This is a genomic window from Aeromonas sp. PrichA-15 (genome assembly GCF_017939245.1).
In the GTDB taxonomy this organism is placed as follows: Bacteria; Pseudomonadota; Gammaproteobacteria; order Enterobacterales; family Aeromonadaceae; genus Aeromonas; species Aeromonas caviae.
Genome location: NZ_JAGKRH010000029.1, coordinates 25,986 through 46,997, shown reverse-complemented (window position 1 = coordinate 46,997; position 21,012 = coordinate 25,986). Strand labels below are relative to the sequence as shown.

The window sequence follows — 21,012 nt, the reverse complement described above, 5'->3', positions numbered from 1 at the left end:
TCTATACTGTGAGCAGGTTCACAGAAAGACGCTTGCCATGAAAACCCTCTGCCTTCGCTGGTTGCAAACCCCCTTCCAAATCGCCCTGCTGGCGGCCATCTGGTTGCTGGCCGACATCGCAGTGCGCACCTTGCACCTGCCCCTGCCCGCCAACCTCACTGGCATGTTGCTGCTGCTGGTCTGCATCCTGCTCGGGGTGGTCAAGGCCCAGTGGTTCAGTGCCGGGGCCCGCTGGCTGCTGGCTGAGATGCTGCTCTTCTTCGTCCCTGCCGTGGTGGCCGTGGTCAACTATCAGGAGCTGCTGCTGCAGGAGGGGTGGCGCATCATGGTGGTCCTGATCGTCAGCACCGTGCTGGTGCTCGGCACTACGGCGCTGGTGGTGGACAGGGTCTATCGCCTCGAGCTGAAACTGGCCCGCCGGAGTCGCCGCCATGTCTGATACCCTGCTCGGCCTGCTCTGCTTAGCCCTGACCCTGCTCTTCTACTACGCCAGCAAGTGGCTCTATGGCAAAAAGCGCATCCTGCCCCTGATGCCGCTGCTGCTGGCCCCCACCCTGCTGGTGGCCGTGGTGATGCTGTTCCACATTCCCTACCGGGACTACATGGCCGAATCCCACTGGCTGCTCTGGCTGCTGGGCCCCGCTACCGTCGCCTTCGCGGTGCCCGTCTACGAGAATCGCCAGCTGATGCGCCGCCACTGGCTCTCCCTCTCGGTCGGGGTCGTGGCGTCCGTGGTGATGGCGGTGGGCAGCACAGTGCTGCTGGCCCGCTGGCTCAACCTCTCGGAGCTGTTGCAGCGCAGCATGGCCATGAGATCCATCACCACCCCCTTCGCGGTGGAGGCGACCCGTTCCGTGGGTGGCAACGCCGATCTCACCGCCCTGTTCGTGGTGCTGACCGGCGTCATCGGCATGGCGGTGGGAGAAAGCGTGCTCACCGTGCTCGCCATCCGCAGCCGCCTCGGCAAGGGCGCGGGCTTTGGTGCCTCGGCTCACGGGGCCGGGACAGCCAGGGCCTATCAGATGGGCAACGAGGAGGGGGTGGTCTCCAGCATGGTGATGATGATCGCCGGCATGGCCACCGTGCTGCTCGCACCCCTCCTGGGCCGGTTGTTCTGGTAACTCCGCCACCCGATAACAGAAGAGGCGCCCTGGGGCGCCTCTTCTCATTGCATCGTGTCACGCAGCCTCAGAGGCTGGCACAGATCTGCCAGAGATCGTACTGGATGGCGGCGGCCGTCACTTCCCGGCCCGCTCCCGGCCCCTGGATCACCAGGGGGTTGGTGCGATAGCTGTCGCTCTCGATGGCGAACACGTTGTCGCAGGGCAAGAGGTTGGCAAACGGGTGATGGGGCTCCAGCGCCTCCAGCCCGACGCGAGCCTTGCCGTCGTGCTCGAAGCGGGCGACATAACGCAGCACCTTGCCGACCCGGCGCGCCCCCTCGAAGGCGGTCTGGATAGGGTCATCCAGCTCCTTGAGCCTGTCCATGAACTGATCCGCAGTCACCTTGCGCAGGGCCACCGGCACCAGGTTCTCCAGCTCGATGTCGGCGGAGTCGAGCTCGAAGCCCGCCTCCCGCGCCAGGATGAGCAGCTTGCGGCGCACATCCTGACCGGAGAGATCCTCCCGGGGATCCGGCTCGGTCAGGCCGTGTTGCCACGCCTCGTCCACCAGTTCGGAGAAGGGGCGAGTACCGTCATACTGCTGGAACAGCCAGGAGAGGGTGCCGGAGAAGATGCCGGAGACACCCTGGATGCGGTCACCGCTCTGGCGCAGCATCTGGATACTGGACTGGATGGGCAGCCCGGCCCCCACGGTGGCGTTGTAGCGCCATTGCACCTGATGGTCGCGGCAGGTCTGCTTGATGCGCTGGTAAAACTCGCTGTCGGCGGCACCGGCAAACTTGTTGGCGGCGATGATGTGGATGCCGAGCTGGGCAAAGTCCGGGTAGTAGCGGCTCACCGTCTCGCTGGCGGTCATGTCGAGCGCGATCAGGGAGTCAAAACTGTGCTGCTCCAGCTGGGAGAGCAGCTCCGGCCAGATGAGCGGCTTGGGATTGAAGTTGTCCTGTACCTTGAGGGGATCCAGCCCCTCTTCGTCCAGCAGCCCGCCCTTGGAGTCGAAGACCCCGTAGAGGGTGAGTGCCAGATTGAGCTCATGCTCGAGGCGCGCCTTCTCGCGGGCGTAGAGCCCCAGCCAGTGACCGCCGATATTGCCCTTGCCGAACACCACCAGCCCGACCCGGGTCGGGCGGCTGAACAGGGCACTGTGCAGAGCGATGAGCAGCGGCTCCAGCACGATCTGGCGCAGCACGGCCACCAGGCTCAGGCCATCTTTGGCCACCTGCACGAACTCCAGAGGCTGATCCGCCAGCAGCTGGTAGAAACGGTGGCACTGCTCGGCATTGTCGGTGACGCCGGCCCCCACCAGGGCGACCAGGCTGAACCCTTCCTTCTGGATGAGGCCGGTAAAGTTGCCCTGCAACTGGAAGTCACGGAGCACCTCGAAGGCCCCTTGTGCCACCTCCAGGGTGTAGGCCAGACGCAGCACCCGCCGATCCGGCTGGCGCTGCTGGGTGAGCGGATGGAGGCGATGGCGGGCCAGATGGGCCTCGATGGCCGCCACTGTCTGCTCAAAGTCAGTCTGCGGCAGCACCTTGAGCTCGATGAGGGCTATCTGATCCACCGAGGAGACGATGCGGGCACCGCCGGAGCGGGGCGCACGGCGCAGGATGTGGGTGCAGCCTTCGTCCGGATTGTAGCTGCAGCGCAGGGTGAGGCGCTGACGGCTGTCGGCCACCGGCTGCAGGGTACGCGAATGCAGCACCGAGGAGCCCAGGCGCGCCAGCTCGTTGGCCTCGGCCAGGCTCAGGCGCTCCAGCAGACGCGCCTCTTTCACACGGCGCGGGTCGGCACTGTAGACCCCGGCCACGTCGCTCCAGATGGTGGTCGACTCCCCGTCCGCCAGCGCCGCCAGGAGGCTGGCACTGTAGTCGGAGCCGTTGCGCCCCAGCAGCAGGGAACGCCCCTCCATGTCGGCGGCGATGAAGCCGGTCACCACGATGCGACCGGCGTGCTCGGCCAGCCGAGCCTTGAGCAGCTCGCTGGAGAGGGCGGTATCCACCTTGATGAGGGCGCCGTCTTCTGCGCGCAGGAAGCTGCGGGCATCGAGCCAGGCGGCCGCCTCACCCCGGCTGGTGAGCAGGGCAGCCAGCAGGCGGGCGGACCACACCTCGCCAAAGGCGAGCAGGCCGTTGCGCTCGAAGCGGTCAAACTGCCCCTCCAGGGTTTTGGCGATCAGCTGCATGTCGCCCGTCAGTTGCTGGCTCAGATCGAGGTGAAGCTCCCCTTCCAGCAGGCCGTCGATCAGGCTTTGCTGATAGGCGTGCAGGGCGGTGATGGCTTCGCCTGCGGCCTCATCCCCCGCTTCCGCCAGCTCCACCAGCTGGATCAGCCGGTTGGTGGTCTTGCCCGCGGCGGAGACCACCACCAGCTCGTTGCCCCCCACCTGTTGCTCGACGATGCTGGCGACCCGGCGATAACAGACCGGATCCGCCAGGCTGCTGCCGCCGAACTTGTGTACATGGCGCCGCTTGAAGACTGCCTCTGTTGCCACCACACACTCTCCTTGTTGTTGTTCCATTACTTCACCTGCTCTGCCTGTTGTGCCAACTGCGCCTGTTCAAACCCCTGGGCCAGATCGGCCACCAGATCCTCACCGTGTTCGATCCCCACCGACAGACGCAGCAACTGGGCACTGATGCCCGCCGCCTGCTGGGCCGCAGGGGTCATGGCCCTGTGGGTCATGCTGGCCGGATGGGCCACCAGACTCTCCACCCCGCCGAGGGACTCCGCCACCGAGAAGAGACGCAGCCCCGCGAGGAAGGCGCGCAGCCCCGTCTCGTTGCAATCGAGCTCAAAACTTAGCATGGCGCCAAAGCCGGACTGTTGACGGCGCGCAATGTCGTGGCCCGGATGGCTCGGCAGGCTGGGGTGATAGATCCGCTTGACCAGCGGCTGCTGCTGCAAGAAGGCGAGGATGCGATCCGTGTTCTCCTGATGGGTGCGCAGGCGCGGAGCCAGGGTGCGCAGACCCCGCAGGGTGAGGTAGGAGTCAAAGGCACCGGAGGTGAGCCCCAGGCAGTTGGCCCACCACACCAGGGAGTCGGCCAGAGCCTGATCCTTGGCGATCGCCACACCCCCTACCACGTCGGAGTGGCCGTTGATGTACTTGGTGGTGGAGTGGACCACCACGTCGGCACCAAGGGACAGGGGCTGTTGCAGCAAGGGGGAGAGGAAGGTGTTGTCCACCACCACCTGGGCCCCCACCCCGTGGGAGGCCTCGGCGATGGCGGCGATGTCCACCACCCGCAGCAGCGGGTTGGAGGGGGTCTCCACCCACACCAGTGCGGGTTTCTGGGCCAGCGCGGCGGCCAGCGCCACCTCGTCTCCCTGATCCACGAACTGCACCTGGTAGTGGCCCTTGGCCGCCAGATACTCGAACAGACGCCAGGTACCGCCGTAGCAGTCGTGGGGAGCGATCAGCAGATCCCCCGCCTTGAGCAGAGCCGTGGTCACCAGGTGAACGGCCCCCATGCCGGTGCCGGTCACCACGGCGCCGGCCCCCCCTTCCAGGGCCGCCAGGGCGTCTGCCAGATTGGTGCGGGTCGGGTTGCCGGAGCGGGCATAGTCGTATTGACGGGGCTCGCCAAAGTCGGCAAAGGTGTAGTTGCTGGAGAGATAGATGGGGGGCACCACGGCACCGTGCTGCGTGTCTGTCTCAATCCCGGTGCGTACCGCCAGGGTGGCCTTGTGGGTCATGTCACTCTCCTTGATGGGTTGCCGGAGCCGGTCCGCCTCGTGGGTCGTCCAGCCCCGCTCTCATTTTCGCTGGCCGGACTGCCGGCCCATGGTGCACCACACTACGCCACCTTAAAAAAGCCGTCAACACTTCTAGACGTCTAAATGGCTTTGCTGTTGGATTGCCATTGAATTCCTTAAGGGTTAAAATCCGCGCTCACGGCCAAACGACTACAGGTGGAACATGGGTACAGAGTGGAACGGCGACTACGTCAGCCCCTATGCAGAGCACGGCAAGAAGAGCGAACAGGTCAAGAAGATAACCGTCTCGATCCCGCTCAAGGTGCTGAAGGTGTTGACCGATGAGCGCACCCGTCGCCAGGTGAACAACCTGCGTCATGCGACCAACAGCGAGCTGCTCTGCGAAGCCTTCCTGCACGCCTTCACCGGCCAGCCGCTGCCCTGTGACGACGACCTGCGCAAGGATCACCCGGACAGCGTCCCCGCCGAGGCCCGCGCCATCATGGAAGCCCTTGGCAAAGAGATCGAAGACTTCGACGCCGAGTAATGCGGCTGCCCATGGCAAACGATGCATCCCTTTCAATGACGCGGCCCGGTGCCGCGTCATGCTTATCTGCCGCCTCCCCCTTCAGCCTGCGTCACTACCAGAGCGACATGCAGAGCCACAGTCATGACCACGCCCAGCTGGTGATCCCCCTCGTCGGCCCCCTCGAGATCGAGGTGCAGGGCCTGGGGCGGCGGCTTGCGCCCGGCTTTGCCTGCATCATCGCCCCTGGCCTTCGCCACGACTACGCCGCCGACCCGGCGCACGTGTTTCTGGTGCAGGAGAGCCACTGGCTGCCGGCAGCCCTGGGGGACCACCCCTTCGTCGAGCTGGATGAGGCCCAGCGCCACTACCTCGCCTTCCTGCACCGCATGGTGGCCGAGGGGCGCCACGTGGCTGGCATGGATCAGGTGTGGCTCGGGCTGCTGACCGAGGGACGCGGCATGGGCCCCGCCGTCGCTCCCCGCATAGCCCCTCGTATCGCCAAGGTACAGCGTCATATGGAAGCCCACCTCGCAGACCCCCTCACCAACGAGGAACTCGCCGCCATCGCCTGCCTCGGCCTGAGCCAGTTCAAACACGCCTTTCGCCAGCAGGTGGGCACGAGCGTCTCCCACTACCTCAGAATGCGGCGCATGGCGCTGGCCCGCACCCTGCTGGCCCAGACCGCCCTGCCCATAGGCGAGGTGGCCAGCCGCTGCGGCTACCAGAACCAGGGGGCCTTTGCCGAGCGTTTCCTGGCCGAGACCGGACTGACCCCTTCCCTCTGGCGCCGGCAAAACGGCTGCCTGCCGTAATCGGTCGGCTCTTTGCCGAAGACAATTCCCGGGCACTCGAGGCATGCTGAGGCTCATGCAAGGTATGGGCAACGAGGAGCCAAGATGCAGACCATAAGCTGGCAGGATTTCGAGATGGTGGAGCTCAGGGTGGGCACCCTGGTGCGGGTCGAGCCCTTCCCCGAGGCGCGCCGCCCCGCCTACAAGGTGTGGGCGGATTTCGGCCCCGAGCTCGGGGTGCGCAAGAGCAGCGCCCAGATCACCGACCTCTATCGACCGGAGGATCTGGTGGGCCGCCAGATCGTCGCTGTGGTGAACTTTCCCCCCAAGCAGATAGGCCCCATCCAGTCGGAGTTTCTGCTGACCGGCTTCTATCGCCCGGATGGCGCCGTGGTGATCGCCATCCCCGAGCAGGCGGTGGAGAACGGCGCCAAGCTGGGGTGAGACGACGGCAAGGCAACCAGAGAGCAGAAGCAAGAGAGGCGACCCCCGGGGTCGCCTCTCTTGTTTGATGCTGACGGCCTGGCTTATTTCAGCAGGCTGAACAGCAGGGCCGAGACCGCCAGGGCACCGGTCAGCAGGATGAAGCCGTTGACCCAACGGTGACGGAAGCGGGCCAGCGCCTCCACCTTGTAGATGGCCACCACCGGCATGATGAAGAGGATCATGGCGATGACGGGGCCGGAGAGGGTCTCCATCAACCCCAGAATCCCCGGGTTGATGATGGCGGCGCCCCAGATGGCGAAGAACATCAGGGCGATGCCGAGCTTGTCCGCCTTCGCCAGCGGCAGGCCGGTGGGCTTGGCGATCAGGCTTTTCAGGCTCTCGCGGGCACCGAGGAAGTGGCCGAGGAAGGAGGAGCTGATGGCGATGAAGGCGATGAGCGGCCCCAGGGTCACGATCACCGGGTTGTCGGTGATGTTGGCGAGATAGGAGAGCACGGAGACGTTCTGGGCCTTGGCCTCGGCCAGCTGGGCCGGGGAGAGGCTCAGCACGCAGGAGAAGACGAAGAAGAGCACGAAGCCCACCAGCATGACGGTGGTGTTGCGCAGGATCAGGCCGCTCTTGGTTTCGGCCTGCTCCCCGTACTCCCGGCGCTGCACGTTGGCAAAGCCCGAGATGGCGGCGGCGTGGCTGAAGGCGAACACGGTGACCGGCAGCGCCAGCCAGACGGTGTTGAGGAAGCTGGTGCCTTCAAAGGCGGTCACTTCCGGCCACTGCCACTGGGGAATGAGGTAGCAGGAGAGGGCCAGCAGGATCGCTGCCAGCGGGTAGACCATGACGGCGAAGGCCCGCAGCATCGCCTTCTCGCCGGCCAGCATCACGGCGATCATGGCGAACACCAGCACGCCGGAGAGCATCACCCGATCCGGGGAGGCCAGGCCGAGCTGATTGACCATGAAGCTCTCCACCGTGTTGGTCAGCCCGACGCCGTAGATGAGCAGGATCGGGAAGATGGAGAGGAAATAGAGCGCCGAGATGAGGCGCCCGGCCATCTTGCCGAAATGCTCCTCGGCCACCTCGGTGAAGTCGGCCTGGGGGCGCGACGACGAGAGCACGAAACGCGCCAGCCCGCGGTGGGCCAGGAAGGTCATGGGACCGGCCAGCACGGCGACGATGATGAGGGGCCAGATCCCCCCCAGACCCAGGTTGATGGGCAGGAACAGAATGCCGGCGCCGACGGCGGTGCCGAACAGGCTGATGACCCAGTGGGTGTCGTGGCGACGCCAGCCGGTGCTGGCCATGGTGGAGTGGGAACCGGACAGCTCCCGTGAGACGTCTGCAGATAAACTCATCGATAAATCACTTTTACGTAGTATTAAAATCTAAAAACATTGTGCTCCTTTAGCATTTAATTCTCAAAAATGGAGACTGGCAGATCTCACTGGCAAAGCCCTGTTCCACCAGTGAGATTGGGAGGAAATTTCAACCCGGATTATTCAATTAATCCTGACATTAACCAAAAGTTAGGAATATAAAACCAAAATTAAAACCGACGTCGATTTTTTGTTTCGATGAAATGCATGTTTTAAGAATTAACTGAAATTTATGCCAGCGCAGCCAGATTGGATGTGATGATCCACTGCCGTTCTCGCCATCACTAGCGAATCTCCCTGAAATCCCCGTAACCAACCAGTTGATCACACCAATGCAATCAGGCGACCCTGTGGTCGCCTGATTGCATTCCCTGCGAGCTGGTCGACCCGTCAGTGGGCCAGAATGCGACCCCAGGCGAGATCCGGGTCCCCCATCACGATGAAGTCCGGGTTCTCCAGCGACTCGGTCTCGTTGTAGCTCAGCGGTTGCAGCGCCAGGCTGAGGATGCGCCCCCCTGCCGCCTCCACGATGCACTGGGCGGCAGCGGTATCCCACTCCCCGGTGGGGCCCAGGCGCACGTAGCAATCCGCCACGCCTTCCGCCACCAGGCAGGACTTGAGGGAGCTGGAGCCGAGCGGGATCAGCTCGTAGTGGATGGCCGGGTTGAGGCGACGGGTCAGGTTCTCCAGTTTCTGGCGGCGGCTGATGGCCACCACCAGGGAGTCAGGCTGATCGTGTTCATGATGGATGGCGCTGATGGGACGACTCTCGCCGTTCGCCTCCTTGAAGGCACCGTGACCGCGCACCGCCCAGTAGAGCAGATCGGATTCGGGGGCATAGATGACCCCGAGCACCGGGACATTGTCCCGCACCAGGGCGATCAGGGTGGCGAAATCGCCGCTGCCTGCGATGAACTCGCCAGTGCCGTCCAGCGGGTCCACCAGCCAGTACTGGCGCCAGTTCGCACGCTGGCTGAAGGGGATGTCGGCCGCCTCTTCGGTCAGCACGGGGACATGGGGAGTGAGCGCTGCCAGCGCCTGTTTGAGGTAGGCATCGGCAGCAAGATCGGCACTGGTGACCGGGGTCGCATCCTCCTTCAACTGGCGTTCGAACTGACCGCCGCGATAGATCTCGTGAAGGATCCTGCCCGCCTCACGGGCGATCTCCTTGACCTCGGGTATCCAGGCCAACAACTCCTGCATGGTGCTTACCTCTGCCTCTGATTGCCAAACAGACCCTCTGCGGGCTAATTTCCCTACTCCGCCAGCCATTTGCTGGCCAGCAGCAGGGCACTGATGCTGCGAGACTCGGTGAAGTCCGGTCGCGCCAGCAACTCGTCGATCCGGTTGATGGGCCAGGGGATCACCTCGAGAGGCTCGGGCTCGTCACCGACCCGCTGCTCGGGGTAGAGATCCCGCGCCAGCAAGATGTCCATCCGGCTGGAGAAATACCCCGGCGCCAGCGACACCTGCTTGAGCAGGGTCAGGCTGCTCGCCCCGAAGCCCGCCTCCTCCATCAGCTCCCGGTTGCCCGCCTCGAAGGCATTTTCACCGGGGTCTATCAATCCCTTGGGGAAACCCAGCTCGTAGGAGTGGGTGCCCGCCGCGTATTCACGCACCAGCAGCAGGGTGTGGGCATCGAACAGGGGCACCACCATGACGGCACCCCGGTTGCCGCCGCGCATCCGCTCGTAGACCCGCTCCTCGCCGTTGGAGAATTTCAGGTGAAGGGACTCCACCTTGAACAGCCGGCTCTCGGCCACGATCTCGGCCTTGAGGATCTCCGGCTTGCTCTTGTCATGGGCCATGGTCTCGACACTGAGGTGGACGGGATTGCGCTTGTGGGGATCGCTCATCGGGGGCTGACTGCTCGTTAAAAAATCGTGTTTCAAGAGTAAACGACTCCCCTGCCGAACACCACGGGGCAAAGAGGGGAAAGATGTCTGAAAAATCCGTTATAATGCGCCCCGTTTTTCCCATCACCACAGACATCGCGAGGCCCCATGTCGACTCCCCTGCCCTGGCACCAGATTGATACCGTGTTGCTCGACATGGATGGCACCCTGATCGATCTCCATTTTGACCGCCATCTGTGGCAAACCCTGGTGCCGGTGCGCTACGCCGAGCGACTCGGCCTGCCGCTGGCCGAGGCGAAGGCGCAGATAGACACCCACTATCATGCGGTCAACGGCACCCTCGACTGGTACTGCGTGGATTACTGGACCCGGACGCTCGGGCTCGACATCCGCGCCCTCAAACAGGAGATCCTGGAGAAGATCCAGTGGCGCCCCAACGTCATTCCCTTCCTGGCCGCACTCAAGGCCGCCGGCAAGCAGGTGGTACTCTTCACCAATGCCCATCCCGCCAGTCTGTCGGTGAAGGATGCACGCCTCGGCCTCGCCCAGCACCTCGATCTGATGGTGAGCACCCATGAGCTCGGGTGGTCGAAGGAGAGCCAGCACTGCTGGCAGGCACTGGCCGAGCGGCTGGCGTTCGACCCGGCCCGCACCCTCTTCGTGGATGACAGCGAGCGGATCCTGGCCGCCTCGGCCGAGTTCGGCATCGCCCACCAGCTCGGCATCCGTCACCCCGACAGCCAGATGCCGCCGCTCACCTTCCAGCACTTCCCGGCGCTCGACGACTACGCCGACCTGCTCCCTCTCGGCGCCTGACACGCACAAGGCCCTCTTCACGAGGGCCTTGTCACATCAGCTCAACAGCCTGCCGAGCGCATACCGTTCATGAAAGCCCTCAGGCCGCATCGCGCGGGGCCAGCACCCCCATGCTGGCCAGGTAGTCGAGGGCGCTTGGGGTGAAGCCGACCTCCGTGAGGTGCGCCGCCGTGAAAGGGGCTGCATGCAGAGGCAGGCCGCGGCTCACCCGTTCCATCCAGTCCGGATTGCCAAGGGCCGCCGTGCCCACCGCCACCAGATCGGCGCCGCCGGCCAGAGCCCGCTCCGCCGAATCTGCGTCGCTAATCTTGCCCGCCACCATGAGCGGCACCCGCCCGGCCAACCCGACCCTTACCGCCTCCAGCAGGGCGCCGCCGTCGGGATCCCCCGCCACCGCCTTGAAGCTGTCCCCCATGGAGAAGTGCAGGTAGTCGATCCCCTCGTCCGCCAGCAGGCGCGCCACCGCCAGCTGATGGGCCAGTTCGATGCCCTGGATATGGGCATAGCTCTCGGGGGAGAGACGCACCCCGACCAGGAAACCCCGGGGTAGACGGGCGCGAATGCCGCGCACTATCTCCACCAGGATCCGCCCCCGGTTGGCGAGGCTGCCCCCCCAGCGGTCGGTGCGCCGGTTGTGCAGGGGGTTGAGGAAGTTGCAGAGCAGGAAGTGGTGGGCTGCGTGCAGCTCGACCCCGTGCAGGCCGGCGCCATGGGCCCGCTCCGCAGCGCTAACAAAGGCGTCAATGAGCGTCAGAATCTCCGCTTCGCTCAGCCCCTTGACCCCGAGGGGGTAACGCCCGCCCGGCGCCAGCGCGCACGGGCCGACTGGCGCCCCGTCGTTCAGCTCTGGCAGAGCCCGCATCCCACCGTGATGCAGTTGCACCACCGCCAGCGCCCCGGCCTGCCGCGCACTGTCGGCCAGGGCCGTGAAGGCCTGCTGCTGGGCGTCCGTCATCAGGGCAGGCTGCCCCGCCCAGCAGCGTCCGCCGGGCCGCACCTGGGTGGCGGCGGCAATGAGCAGGCCGAAGCCACCACGGGCGCAGCGCGCCAGCCAGTCGAGCTCGGCCTGGCCGGGATCACCGCCTGCGCCGCTCATGTTGTGGGTCAAAGGGGCCAGCACGGCCCGGTTCTTGAGCCGCAATCCGGCTCGCTCGAAGTGGAAGCTGTCGCCCAGTGTCTTGTTCATTGTCCTCTCCCGGGATCGCAATGGCATGGCGGCCACTATAAACCCGGGCCAACAGGATATAATCAGGCGCACAAGCAAGACATTCATTCCCAGCAAGACACAATAGGCCACCCCTCATGAGTCACCACAAGCTCGACACTCTCTACCTGATGCGCCTGCTGGTCGCCATCGTCCGCTGTGGATCCTTCGCCGCGGCGGCGGCCCGCCTGGGCATCACCCCGAGCAAGGCGTCAAAGGATCTGCGCCACCTGGAGCAGAGCCTCGGCAGCGTGCTCCTGAGCCGCACCACCCGCCGGGTGCAACTGACCGACGCAGGAGAGCTCGCCTACCGCCAGGCTGACCAGATGATCGCCCTGCATGAGCAGTTGCTGGACGGCCTGCAGCGCCGCCGCTCGGCACTGTGCGGGGAGCTGCGCATCACGGCGCCGGATCTCTGGGGAGAAGTGGTGCTGACTCCGGTGCTGCTGCGCTTTCGCGCCGACCACCCGGAGGTGCGGATCATCGCCGACTTCAGCAATACCCCGGCCGACCTGCTGCGCGACAACCTGCACGTGGCGTTTCGCAGCACTGAGCTCGGCACCCAGCCCTACCTGGCGCGCCCCATCGCGGTGGACGATCTGGTGCTCTGCGCCAGCGCCGACTACCTGGACCGCCACCCGCCCCTCACCACACCGCAGGATCTGCACCAGCACAGCCTCATCACCCGCAGCCAGGAGTACGGCCGCCACGAGTGCTGGCCCCTGCTTGCCCAGGGGCGCGAGATCCCTCTCGAGGTAGCGGGCGAACTGGCCTTCAGCAGCAAGAAGGCGATTCACCAGGGGATGCGCCAGGGACTGGGGATAGCCCGCCTGCCGCGCTACCTGGTGGCGGCCGAGCTGGCCGAGGGGGTGGTGCGCGAAGTGCTGCCGGACTATCGCCCCAAGGGGGCCCATTTCTACGCCCTCTATACCCAGCGCCGGGCCGAGTCGGCCCTGGTCGGCCACTTCCTCGACTACGTCATCGAGGCGCTCACCCCTTCATGAGCAGATCACCAGGTGGTACTGCTTCTTGCCCCGGCGCAGCAGCAGGTAGCGGCCGAACAGCCGATCGTCGGCGGTGAGCGGCTCATCCCGGCGGATCGCACCGTTGACGCTGACGGCTCCCGCCGCCAGCAGCTCGCGGGCGATCCGCTTCGAGTTGGCCAGGCCGCACTCCACCAGCAGGGTCACCAGATCCGTTTCCCCCTCGATGCAGCTGCTTGGCATGCCATCTTGCGCCAGCTGGGCCAGATCGCTCTCCCCAAGGCGGGCTACCTCGCCACTGAACAACGATTCGCTGATGCGCTGCGCCGCCGCCAGCGCCCCCTTGCCGTGTACCAGTTCGGTCAGCTCGTCCGCCAGCACCTGCTGGGCCAGCTTGCGCCCCTGCCGCTTCGCATCCTCCGCCTCCAGCGTCTCAATCTCGGCCAGCGGCATAAAGCTGTAGTAGCGCAGGAAGCGGTAGACATCCTCGTCTGCGGTACCGAGCCAGAACTGGTAGAAGGCGTAAGGGGAGGTGAGCGCCGGGTCGAGCCAGATAGCGCCCCCCTCGGTCTTGCCGAACTTGGTGCCATCGGCCTTGGTGATGAGCGGCAGCGTCATGCCATAGACCTGTGTCTGATGCAGCCGCCGAGTGAGGTCCATGCCGCTGATGATGTTGCCCCACTGGTCGTTGCCGCCGATCTGCAGGGTGCAGCCGAGGCGTTGGTTGAGCACGGCGAAGTCCTGGGATTGCAGCAGGGTGTAGGAGAACTCGGTGAACGAGATGCCCTGATCCGGACGGGCCAGGCGCTGGCGCACCGATTCGCGGGCCAGCATGGCGTTGACCGAGAAGTGCTTGCCGATGTCCCGCAGAAAATCGAGGGCGGACATCTGCCCCATCCAGTCGGCGTTGTTGACCAGCAGCGGCGCCGCCAGCCCGTCGCTCGCTGGCAGCAGGGCGCTTATCTGGGCCGACAGGCTGGCGACCCAGCCCTGCACCGTCTCGGCGCTGTTGAGGGTGCGCTCGCTTGCCTTGAAGCTGGGATCGCCGATAAGGCCGGTGGCCCCGCCCACCAGAGCCACCGGGGTGTGGCCCGCCAGCTGGAAGCGGCGCAGCATCAAGAGTGGCACCAGGTGGCCGATGTGCAGGCTGCCAGCGGTAGGATCGAAGCCGCAATAGACGGTGCGCGGGGTGGCAAGATGGTCGGCCAGCGCCACCGGGTCGGAATTCTGGGCCACCAGGCCGCGCTGGGTCAGCTCATCGAGCAGGTGAGGATTTGTCATGGGGGGCTCCAACAGCAAGAGAAAGAGGGCCATCCTCGCCGCTTGCGGTGCTGGCAGATATGTCCCCCAGGGGACAGTTTTGCCACTCCCGTGCTAGCATCCTGTCATCGTGGGGAAACCATTCCCTGACCCGGAGCCCATCGCCATGCCCCCGTCTCCTGCCACGGATACCCTGAGCCTGACCGCCGCCGTCGATGCCCTGCACGGCAGCGGCTTCCCGGCAGCCCTGGTGCGCCTCATCCAGCAACAGGTGGCATTCGACTGTGCCCTGCTGCTCGGGGTGGGGCTGCGCCCCGTCTACCTCTACGACAACCTGCATCATCAGCGGGCCCTATTGTTCGACCGCTACCTCACCCGCCACTTCAGTCAGGATCCCTTCATGCAGGCGCTGGAGCAGGGGCTGGGTGCCGGGGTCTGGACCCTGGCGCAGGTGTCACGGGGGCGGCTCGACCCCGAGTATCGCCACCACTTCTATCAGGCCACCGGCTGGCAGGAGGAGGTGGGGCTGATCCTGCCGGTGCGCGGCGGCCTCACCCTGATGCTGTTTCTGGGCCGCCTCGACAAGCGCCGCTCCCTCAGCCGTGACGAGCTGGCCAGGCTGGAGGCACTGTTTCCGCTGGTCCACTCCCTGTGTCGCCAGCACTGGCGGGAAGAGACACCCCGCCTGGCCCGCAGCCCGGCGCTACCGGGTGGCATTGACCTCAAGGGGGCGGTGGAGCAGGCTATCGCCAGTGTGGGGGGAGATCAGCTAACCCGGCGGGAGCGCCAGGTGGCGGGTTTGCTGTTGCAGGGGCTGGATACCGAGGCGATTGCCAGTGCGCTCGGCATCGGCAGCGGCACGGTGAAGAATCACCGCAAGCACCTCTACGCCAAGTTGAACCTGCACTCCCGGGCCGAGCTGTTCAGCTTCTTCCTCAATCACCTCATCACGGCGCCAGCCGGCGCGCCCCCATAACGACACCACCCCGCCGGGGCGGGGTGGTTCAAACCATGGGCAACGCCGTCAGATGCGGCCCTGATAACGCAGCGGGAAGCGCCCCTGCCCATCGGGCTGGCCGAGGAAGGGGAGCCCCTGTTTCATCTGGTCCGGCAGCTCGGGACCCGGTTTCAGGGTGCCCTGGAACAGGTACTGGCGATTGGCCTGCAACTCCAGCTTGCCCAGCACCTGCACCGCCTCCGAGCCCTGCTTGATCTCGGCCACCAGCCGGGAGTCGAGACAGGTGAGCGTGATCTCGGGATCCCCCAGGGCCAGCTTGCCCGCCGGGGTATCCGCCTGTGCGTCATACCAGTGAAGATCCCCGTAAAGGTTGTCGCACCAGGGATTGCCCTGGGCAAACTGGTCGATCTTGAGCTGCAACTGACCCGTCGCCGTCAACGGGAAGGGGGGTCTCATTGGCACCCTCTCCAGCACCCAGGGGGCCGGCGCATTCAGGGTGATGTCGCGCCCGAAAGCGGCACCGTTCCAACCCAGGATCCCCTGCCCGTTGAGTCCGCTGCGCTCGCCAAAGTGCACCGACACCTCGGGCGCCAGCCGCAGCAGGGACCAGCCATCGAGATCCCAGCGCAACTGGGTGAGGGACTCGCTGGCATATTGCACCCGGGCGGCCTGACCGCTCCAGAGGGTGCCGCTCACCCCCTCCAACCGCACCAGATTGGGGGGCAGCGGCAGATGGCGCACCACCAGGGATGCTGGCAACTGGGCCAGCAGGAAACCGAGATATGCCAGCAGGAAGAGACTGGCGATCACTATTTTTCGCTTCATTGGGAACGACTCAACTGCAAACGTCTGACCTTGACCAGCCCGGGGGCCAGCCCCTCGCGGGCCAGCTCGATGATCTGCACCTGGACGCCGTATTGATCCGAGAGGGTCGCAAGCCAGATCAGCAGATCATCGAACGGCACCGTGTCTATCCATACCTGCAGCTCCTGACCCTGGGGCTGCAAGCGGGCAATCTTGATCTTCTGGTTGAAGGCGGTGCGGTTCACCACACCGTCCAGGGTACCGCCGGTATCGATCTGGCGCCCCTGTCCCCCCTGCATCGCCAGCACCTCCTGTCCCTTCTCCTTGAGCCAGGCCAGGGTCTGCTGCTGGTTCACCACCTGCCGCTCGCGCTCGGCAATGCGATTTGCCACCGGCTGCCAGATCGCCCAGTAGAAGAGCCCGATGAGCAACACGCTGCCCCCCACCGCCACCAGCCGCTGCTCGCGGGCACTGATACCGCGCCACCAGCTCTGCAGTTTGTCCATCATGACGACCTCCCCTTGAGCACCAGCGCCCCTTCGACCTTGCCTTCGGTGCTTCGCACCTCACCCTGCTGCACCTCGAAGCGCTTGCCCGCCAGCTCGCGGAAACGTTCGATCTCGGTGAAGCCGGGGGCCGTCACCTGCAACCTCAGCTCGCCCCGGGCTGCATCGAAGCGCAGCACCTCGGGCTTGAGGCCGGGCACCTCGGCAAACACCGGGGCCAGCTCGGTCAGGAGCAACAGGACGCCATCCTGGGGAGCCTGCCCCAACTGCTGGAGGTGCTGGGTCATCTGGCTGCGCACGTTGACGATGCGCGTCTCCCCCGGGAAGATCCGGGTGTAGACCTGCCGGATCTCCGCCTTGAGGGCCTTGTCCTGTTCCGCCAGCTGGTGCAGATGCACACCGCGCTGCACCAGGGCCACCAGCAACAATACGCCTGCCAGCACCGCCACCTTGCGCCACTGCAACCAGTAGCGGGCGTATTCGGTCTGGGGACGATAGGGCCCCTGCAACAGGTTGGCCTGGCAGGTCAGCGCCCCTTTCGCCAGCAACAGCATGGGCAGTTCCGGGTCAGCCTCCTGCCAGTTGCCCGCCGCCATGGCGGGGATGGGAGTATGGCAGTGAAGGGTGACGGGTTCGGTCTGCGCTGCCAGCAGCATGGCCAACAGAGATTCCTCCGCCACTATGCCCTGACGGGGGCCCTGGCGGACCAGCCACTCCTCCCCCAGCTGCAGGGCTGACCAGCCATCGGCGGCGAGCGGCAGCGCCAGCACGTCGGGCAGCAGGTGCAGGGTCTTGAGCCCTGCCTGCTCCAGCCAACCGAGCCAGGAGTGCATCTTCCCCTTGTCCACCGCCATCAGATCCACCTCGCGGCCCTGATGGCCGAGCACCACCAGGTGCAGATCGTCCACGTCTGAGGCGATCTGCTCCTCCAGCAGATAGGGCAGGGCCGCCGCACTCTGGCGGCTGTATTTGCCCGGCAGATTGACCCGCCGGAAGATAAGATCGCTGCCGGGCACCAGGGTCACCACGGGGCGACCACCGGCACGCTCCTGCAGCTCGCCGAGGGCGTGCGCCGATGCCAGGATGCCGGAGGCGATGATCTCCTGCTCCTGCGCCGACCAGACCAGCCAGTGCACTGGCTGCTGCGCATTGGTCCCCAGACGGATGACCAGACTCTCGCTCACTAATGTCTCTCCTGCCATGCCCGCTCCTCCCTCAGGGGGGCGGGCGCACAGCCATGGGTTGCAGTCCAATCGGGGGATGCGCAGGTCAGCGAAACCGCCCCACGCCCCCTTGTTATTCGGCGCCGCCGCTCAGGCGACGCAGCATCACCAGCTTGTTGTCCTTGCCACGCTGGAAGACGGTCTCAAGCCTGGCGCGGGTCTCCCCCACCTCCGCCAGCAGGCGGGCCTCGAAGAAGCTGCTCTTGATGTCCAGGGCGCCATCCAGCCCGGTGATGGCACCCGGCTGAACCTGCAACTGCTCCGTCATCTCCTGCTTGTTCTTCCACCCCTTCTTGGGGCGGCTGGTCAGCACCCGCTTGGCATCGTCCAGCCCGATCTTCCCCTGGTAGAGCCCCACCAGCAGGGCCGCCTGCTCCGGCCGGATGGTGTTGATGTTCACCACCAGCTTGTCATTGGGCAGGGAGCACACATAGGGGGCCAACCGGGCGTACAGGCTGGCGCTCACCCCGCGCACCGCCCGCAATTCGTCGGTGCCCAGCATCCGCTGGTTAGCCACCAGGTAGGGGGGATTGAGTCCCTCGTAGTAGGCATCCTCGGCCCCGTTGCTCGAGACCAGCTGGGTATCCTTGTCGGTCCAGTCGCGGATGGCGTCCGTCAGCTGCACCGCTTCGTAATCATCCACCTCGAGCTGGGCGAGCAGGGCCCGGAACACCTTGAACTGGTAAGGCTGGGGCTCGAGATCGTCGCCGTTCTCCCCCTCCTTGAGGGGCACGCTCAGGCTGTTGAGGTTGAAGCAGGATTGCAGATCCCGTACCCGGCCCGAGAGAGTGCCATCCTCCACCGGGAAGACCCCGTCCTCCCGCGCCCAGTTCTGTCCCAGACTCACCCGATCCGGGTCATCCTTGAAGTCCTGGTTCAGCACCTTGATCACCAGGGCCTCCGCCGACATGGCATACCACCAGGCCTGCTTGCCCAGTGTGAGGTTGGCGGTGCGACGCAGCTCCAGTTGCAGGCGGCCGCTCATGTTGCTGGCGACGATCACCATCACCGCGAGGATGAGCAACACCACCAGCAGGGCCATGCCCCGCTGTCTGCCGGGGGCCAAAGGATGGCGGGGGCGCTTAATTGCCATTGTCCGCCCTCTGACCGCCAGCGCCGATCAGGAACTGGCGACGTCGAATAGTGCCGTCATCCTCCGTGACGGACAGGGGAAAACGACGATCAGTTACCATTCTCTGCCCTCTGACCACCGGCTCCGATCAGGAACTGGCGACGTCGAATAGTGCCGTCATCCTCCGTGACGGACAGGGGAAAACGACGATCAGTTACCATTCTCTGCCCTCTGACCACCAGCACCGATCAGGAACTGGCGACGGATGGTGCCGTAGTCTTCAAGCTCCAGCTCCACCGCCAGCCCGTAGGGCAGCAGGTCGCGCTGGGTCCACTCCTCCTTCCACTGTCCCTTGTCGTAGAAATAGAGGCGCAGCGCCGTCACGCCAGTCAGCACGGGCTGAATGCGCGGCTCGGTGCCAATGGCCGGATCCGGATAGAGGTAGCTCAACCGCTCCAGGGTCTGCCCCTTGAGACGCCAACCCACTCGTTGCAGGCCGGAGCGCGGCAGTATGCCGTCCGGATTGAGCCAGCCGCCGCGAATGAAGGCCATGCCCCAGTCGTCGCTCTGCTGGCCGAAGCGGGACGCCGCCAGCAGCACCTTGTTGTTCTCGCCGTCGATGCGACCGCTGCGCGGCACCATCTGGGTGACGTCCCGCTCCAGCAGGCTGAAGGCGAGCTGCAGTTCCGAAAGGCGGGCCTCCTTGCGCTTGGCCACCTCGTCGCTGGTCAGCACCCCTTGCAGCACCTGATAGGCCCCCAGGCTCAGGGTGGCGAAGATGGCAATGGCCACCAGCATCTCAAGCAGGGTAAAGCCGCGGTGGCGCGATGGGCGGGGGTTGCTCTGGATCATCGGCTGACACCGGCTCCGGATCATGGACGCACGTTGATGAATGTTCATCGGCTGAGATAGGTCCGGATCATGGCCACCGGGCTCTCGGCCTTGGGCGCAGTGCGCACTTCCATGTCCAGCGCCCTGAAGTTGCTGTCCGCCGTGGCGACGCCGCGATAGCGCCAGTACCAGGTCTGCCCGGCCATCTCCTCGTCCCCTTCCACCCAGCTGTCTCCCGGCCATTTGCCTTCGAGCTTCTGCTGCACCAGCTGATTCTCCACCACCCAGGTCGCCAGGGTCTTCTGCTCCAGATAATTGAGGCCGGCCAGGTGTTCGCTCGCGGTCTTCATCACCGCCAGCCCGGCGATGGCAAACACCGCCAGGGCCACCATGACCTCCAGCAGCGTCATGCCGCGCACCCGGGCGGGGCCGCCCGACAGAGCGGTGCGACGCGCTAGAGCGCCCCCTGCAGGCCTGGCGCTCCTCACTCTTCTTCCTCTTCATCCTGCAACAGGGAGAGACGACCGAACTCGTCCCCCCTGACGGTGCGCAGGTAGTGCAGATCCTCGTCCTGCTGGCTCAGGGTCAGCACGAAGGGAGAGAGCTCTCCCCCCGGAAAGACCAGGATCTGGGGTGTCCGCTCACGCTCGTCCCGACCCTGCTCCTGGCGTTCGTCCGACGCAGTGCGCCAGTTGAAACCTTCCAGCTCCACCGCCAGGGTCATCCCCTCCGGCAACGTCACCGGCCCCAGCAGCTTGTCACCGGTCAGTGCGCGCCACTTGCGATCCTTGGGATCCCGGGACATAAACTGCCAGCCGTTCTCCTCGACCCGCAGCCCCAGCAGCCTGCCATCCATGACCGAATACTCCTGGGCCTGCTGCAGGGTCGCCATGAAGCGGCGCGCCTGCTTGTCGAGCTCCCGATCCCCCCTGGCGCCCCCCATGCTGAGGGTGACGGCAGTGGCCACCAGTCCCATCAACATGGCGACCAGCAACACTTCCAGCAGGGTAAAACCGGCCTGGTGACGGGCCGAAGAGGCCACCTTCATGCAGGCAGCCCCGGGGTGGCGCAGTGAGCACGACGCGGCGGAATCACTTATTGGAAGTCCTTCAGGTTCCAGTTGCCGATGTCGTCATCGGTCCCGGCTTCGCCGTCCATCCCCATGGAGAAGATGTCGATCTTGCCGAACTGGCCCGGGCTCAGCAGCTGGTACTGGTTGCCCCAGGGATCCTGCGGCAGGCGCTTGATGTAGCCCCCTTCACGGTAGCTGCGCGGCTCAGGGGATGCGGTCGGCTTGTTGACCAGGGCATCCAGCCCCTGCTCGGTGGTCGGGTAGCGGTTGTTGTCCAGCTTGTACATGTCGAGGGCGTTTTCCAGCGCCACTATGTCGGAGACCGCTTTTTGCTGATCCGCCTTCTCCTTGTTGCCCATCAGGTTGGGCACCACCAGGCTGGCCAGGATCCCCAGGATCACGATGACCACCATCACTTCCAGCAGGGTAAAACCCGATTGACGACGCTTTTGCATGACTGACTCCCTAAC

General features: G+C 65.3%; 23 protein-coding genes and 2 pseudogenes. 8 read left to right on the top strand and 17 right to left on the bottom strand.

Features of this window, described 5'->3' with window-relative positions:
* Window positions 1–37: 37 nt before the first annotated feature.
* Both J9889_RS05345 and J9889_RS05340 read left to right on the top strand, forming a co-directional pair.
* Complete coding sequence (locus J9889_RS05345; RefSeq protein WP_039040574.1) at window positions 38–439, top strand: CidA/LrgA family protein; 402 nt, start codon at window positions 38–40, stop codon at window positions 437–439.
* Entirely contained in the window at window positions 432–1,121 is a 690-nt protein-coding gene (locus J9889_RS05340) for an LrgB family protein (protein ID WP_210556093.1), read from the top strand. The genes J9889_RS05345 and J9889_RS05340 overlap by 8 nt, the downstream gene beginning before the upstream one ends.
* A 67-nt stretch (window positions 1,122–1,188) precedes the next feature.
* Here J9889_RS05340 and J9889_RS05335 read toward each other — a convergent pair whose 3' ends face one another.
* Both J9889_RS05335 and metB read right to left on the bottom strand, forming a co-directional pair.
* Window positions 1,189–3,642 carry a bifunctional aspartate kinase/homoserine dehydrogenase II gene (locus tag J9889_RS05335; protein ID WP_210556092.1) on the bottom strand — a complete coding sequence of 818 codons (2,454 nt, stop codon included), beginning with the start codon at window positions 3,640–3,642 and terminating at the stop codon, window positions 1,189–1,191.
* Complete coding sequence (gene metB / locus J9889_RS05330; protein WP_210556091.1) at window positions 3,642–4,820, bottom strand: cystathionine gamma-synthase; 1,179 nt, start codon at window positions 4,818–4,820, stop codon at window positions 3,642–3,644. The genes J9889_RS05335 and metB overlap by 1 nt, the downstream gene beginning before the upstream one ends.
* 223 nt (window positions 4,821–5,043) lie before the next feature.
* Between metB and metJ the strand changes: the two genes are divergently transcribed.
* From metJ to J9889_RS05315, 3 genes are all read left to right on the top strand, one after another.
* Window positions 5,044–5,367, top strand: a complete 324-nt coding sequence (gene metJ, locus J9889_RS05325) for a met regulon transcriptional regulator MetJ (RefSeq protein WP_005327165.1) — start codon at window positions 5,044–5,046, stop codon at window positions 5,365–5,367.
* 35 nt (window positions 5,368–5,402) lie between these two features.
* Complete coding sequence (locus J9889_RS05320; RefSeq protein WP_201888156.1) at window positions 5,403–6,161, top strand: AraC family transcriptional regulator; 759 nt, start codon at window positions 5,403–5,405, stop codon at window positions 6,159–6,161.
* An 84-nt stretch (window positions 6,162–6,245) separates the two neighbouring features.
* Complete coding sequence (locus J9889_RS05315) at window positions 6,246–6,584, top strand: tRNA-binding protein (protein WP_010675707.1); 339 nt, start codon at window positions 6,246–6,248, stop codon at window positions 6,582–6,584.
* A gap of 83 nt (window positions 6,585–6,667) precedes the next feature.
* Here J9889_RS05315 and J9889_RS05310 read toward each other — a convergent pair whose 3' ends face one another.
* The 3 genes from J9889_RS05310 to nudE all read right to left on the bottom strand — a co-directional run bounded on the left by J9889_RS05310 (window position 6,668) and on the right by nudE (window position 9,813).
* Complete coding sequence (locus J9889_RS05310) at window positions 6,668–7,936, bottom strand: aromatic amino acid transport family protein (RefSeq protein WP_167826125.1); 1,269 nt, start codon at window positions 7,934–7,936, stop codon at window positions 6,668–6,670.
* Window positions 7,937–8,347: 411 nt separating this feature from the next.
* Window positions 8,348–9,160, bottom strand: a complete 813-nt coding sequence (cysQ, locus tag J9889_RS05305) for a 3'(2'),5'-bisphosphate nucleotidase CysQ (RefSeq protein ID WP_010675709.1) — start codon at window positions 9,158–9,160, stop codon at window positions 8,348–8,350.
* Window positions 9,161–9,213: 53 nt separating this feature from the next.
* Complete coding sequence (gene nudE / locus J9889_RS05300; RefSeq protein ID WP_162540606.1) at window positions 9,214–9,813, bottom strand: ADP compounds hydrolase NudE; 600 nt, start codon at window positions 9,811–9,813, stop codon at window positions 9,214–9,216.
* 147 nt (window positions 9,814–9,960) lie between these two features.
* Here nudE and yrfG point away from each other — a divergent pair, with 147 nt between their 5' ends.
* Window positions 9,961–10,629, top strand: a complete 669-nt coding sequence (gene yrfG / locus J9889_RS05295) for a GMP/IMP nucleotidase (protein WP_210556090.1) — start codon at window positions 9,961–9,963, stop codon at window positions 10,627–10,629.
* A gap of 79 nt (window positions 10,630–10,708) precedes the next feature.
* On the opposite strand, the gene J9889_RS05290 is transcribed toward yrfG, so the two are convergent.
* Window positions 10,709–11,815, bottom strand: a complete 1,107-nt coding sequence (locus tag J9889_RS05290; protein ID WP_210556089.1) for an NADH:flavin oxidoreductase — start codon at window positions 11,813–11,815, stop codon at window positions 10,709–10,711.
* A 116-nt stretch (window positions 11,816–11,931) separates the two neighbouring features.
* Here J9889_RS05290 and J9889_RS05285 point away from each other — a divergent pair, with 116 nt between their 5' ends.
* Window positions 11,932–12,837 carry a LysR family transcriptional regulator gene (locus tag J9889_RS05285; RefSeq protein ID WP_182935222.1) on the top strand — a complete coding sequence of 302 codons (906 nt, stop codon included), beginning with the start codon at window positions 11,932–11,934 and terminating at the stop codon, window positions 12,835–12,837.
* Here the strand turns inward: J9889_RS05285 and tyrS are convergent.
* Complete coding sequence (tyrS, locus tag J9889_RS05280; protein ID WP_210556088.1) at window positions 12,832–14,097, bottom strand: tyrosine--tRNA ligase; 1,266 nt, start codon at window positions 14,095–14,097, stop codon at window positions 12,832–12,834. The two genes, J9889_RS05285 and tyrS, sit on opposite strands and share 6 nt — an antisense overlap.
* Window positions 14,098–14,242: 145 nt before the next feature.
* Between tyrS and J9889_RS05275 the strand changes: the two genes are divergently transcribed.
* On the top strand, window positions 14,243–15,052 hold the full coding sequence (locus tag J9889_RS05275) for a helix-turn-helix transcriptional regulator (protein ID WP_210556087.1): 810 nt from the start codon (window positions 14,243–14,245) through the stop codon (window positions 15,050–15,052).
* 48 nt (window positions 15,053–15,100) lie between these two features.
* Here J9889_RS05275 and exeN read toward each other — a convergent pair whose 3' ends face one another.
* The 10 genes and pseudogenes from exeN to exeG all read right to left on the bottom strand — a co-directional run bounded on the left by exeN (window position 15,101) and on the right by exeG (window position 20,997).
* A complete protein-coding gene (gene exeN, locus J9889_RS05270) occupies window positions 15,101–15,859 on the bottom strand; it encodes a GspN family type II secretion system protein ExeN (RefSeq protein WP_210556086.1) in 759 nt (252 codons plus the stop codon).
* Window positions 15,856–16,347 carry a GspM family type II secretion system protein ExeM gene (gene exeM / locus J9889_RS05265; RefSeq protein ID WP_010675717.1) on the bottom strand — a complete coding sequence of 164 codons (492 nt, stop codon included), beginning with the start codon at window positions 16,345–16,347 and terminating at the stop codon, window positions 15,856–15,858. Before exeM ends, exeN begins: the two co-directional genes overlap by 4 nt.
* Window positions 16,344–17,528, bottom strand: a complete 1,185-nt coding sequence (gene exeL / locus J9889_RS05260) for a GspL family type II secretion system protein ExeL (protein ID WP_210556102.1) — start codon at window positions 17,526–17,528, stop codon at window positions 16,344–16,346. Before exeL ends, exeM begins: the two co-directional genes overlap by 4 nt.
* Before the next feature lie 112 nt (window positions 17,529–17,640).
* Window positions 17,641–18,660, bottom strand: coding sequence for a GspK family T2SS minor pseudopilin variant ExeK (exeK, locus tag J9889_RS05255; protein WP_210556085.1), 1,020 nt, complete (start codon window positions 18,658–18,660; stop codon window positions 17,641–17,643).
* Window positions 18,650–18,724: pseudogene (locus J9889_RS05250) on the bottom strand (type II secretion system protein GspJ); the annotation flags it as partial. The pseudogene J9889_RS05250 and the gene exeK, both read right to left, overlap by 11 nt.
* Before the next feature lie 25 nt (window positions 18,725–18,749).
* Window positions 18,750–18,824 (bottom strand): annotated as a pseudogene (locus J9889_RS24005) (type II secretion system protein GspJ); the annotation flags it as partial.
* Window positions 18,825–18,849: 25 nt separating this feature from the next.
* Window positions 18,850–19,491 (bottom strand): GspJ family T2SS minor pseudopilin variant ExeJ, encoded by a 642-nt coding sequence (exeJ, locus tag J9889_RS05245; protein ID WP_103858238.1) that lies wholly within the window; start codon window positions 19,489–19,491, stop codon window positions 18,850–18,852.
* Window positions 19,492–19,535: 44 nt separating this feature from the next.
* On the bottom strand, window positions 19,536–19,889 hold the full coding sequence (exeI, locus tag J9889_RS05240) for a GspI family T2SS minor pseudopilin variant ExeI (RefSeq protein WP_257707003.1): 354 nt from the start codon (window positions 19,887–19,889) through the stop codon (window positions 19,536–19,538).
* A 65-nt stretch (window positions 19,890–19,954) separates the two neighbouring features.
* Window positions 19,955–20,518: a GspH family T2SS minor pseudopilin variant ExeH gene (exeH, locus tag J9889_RS05235; RefSeq protein ID WP_010675722.1), complete on the bottom strand. Its 564-nt coding sequence runs from the start codon at window positions 20,516–20,518 to the stop codon at window positions 19,955–19,957.
* A 47-nt stretch (window positions 20,519–20,565) separates the two neighbouring features.
* A complete protein-coding gene (exeG, locus tag J9889_RS05230; protein ID WP_010675723.1) occupies window positions 20,566–20,997 on the bottom strand; it encodes a GspG family T2SS major pseudopilin variant ExeG in 432 nt (143 codons plus the stop codon).
* Between the last annotated feature and the right edge of the window lie 15 nt (window positions 20,998–21,012).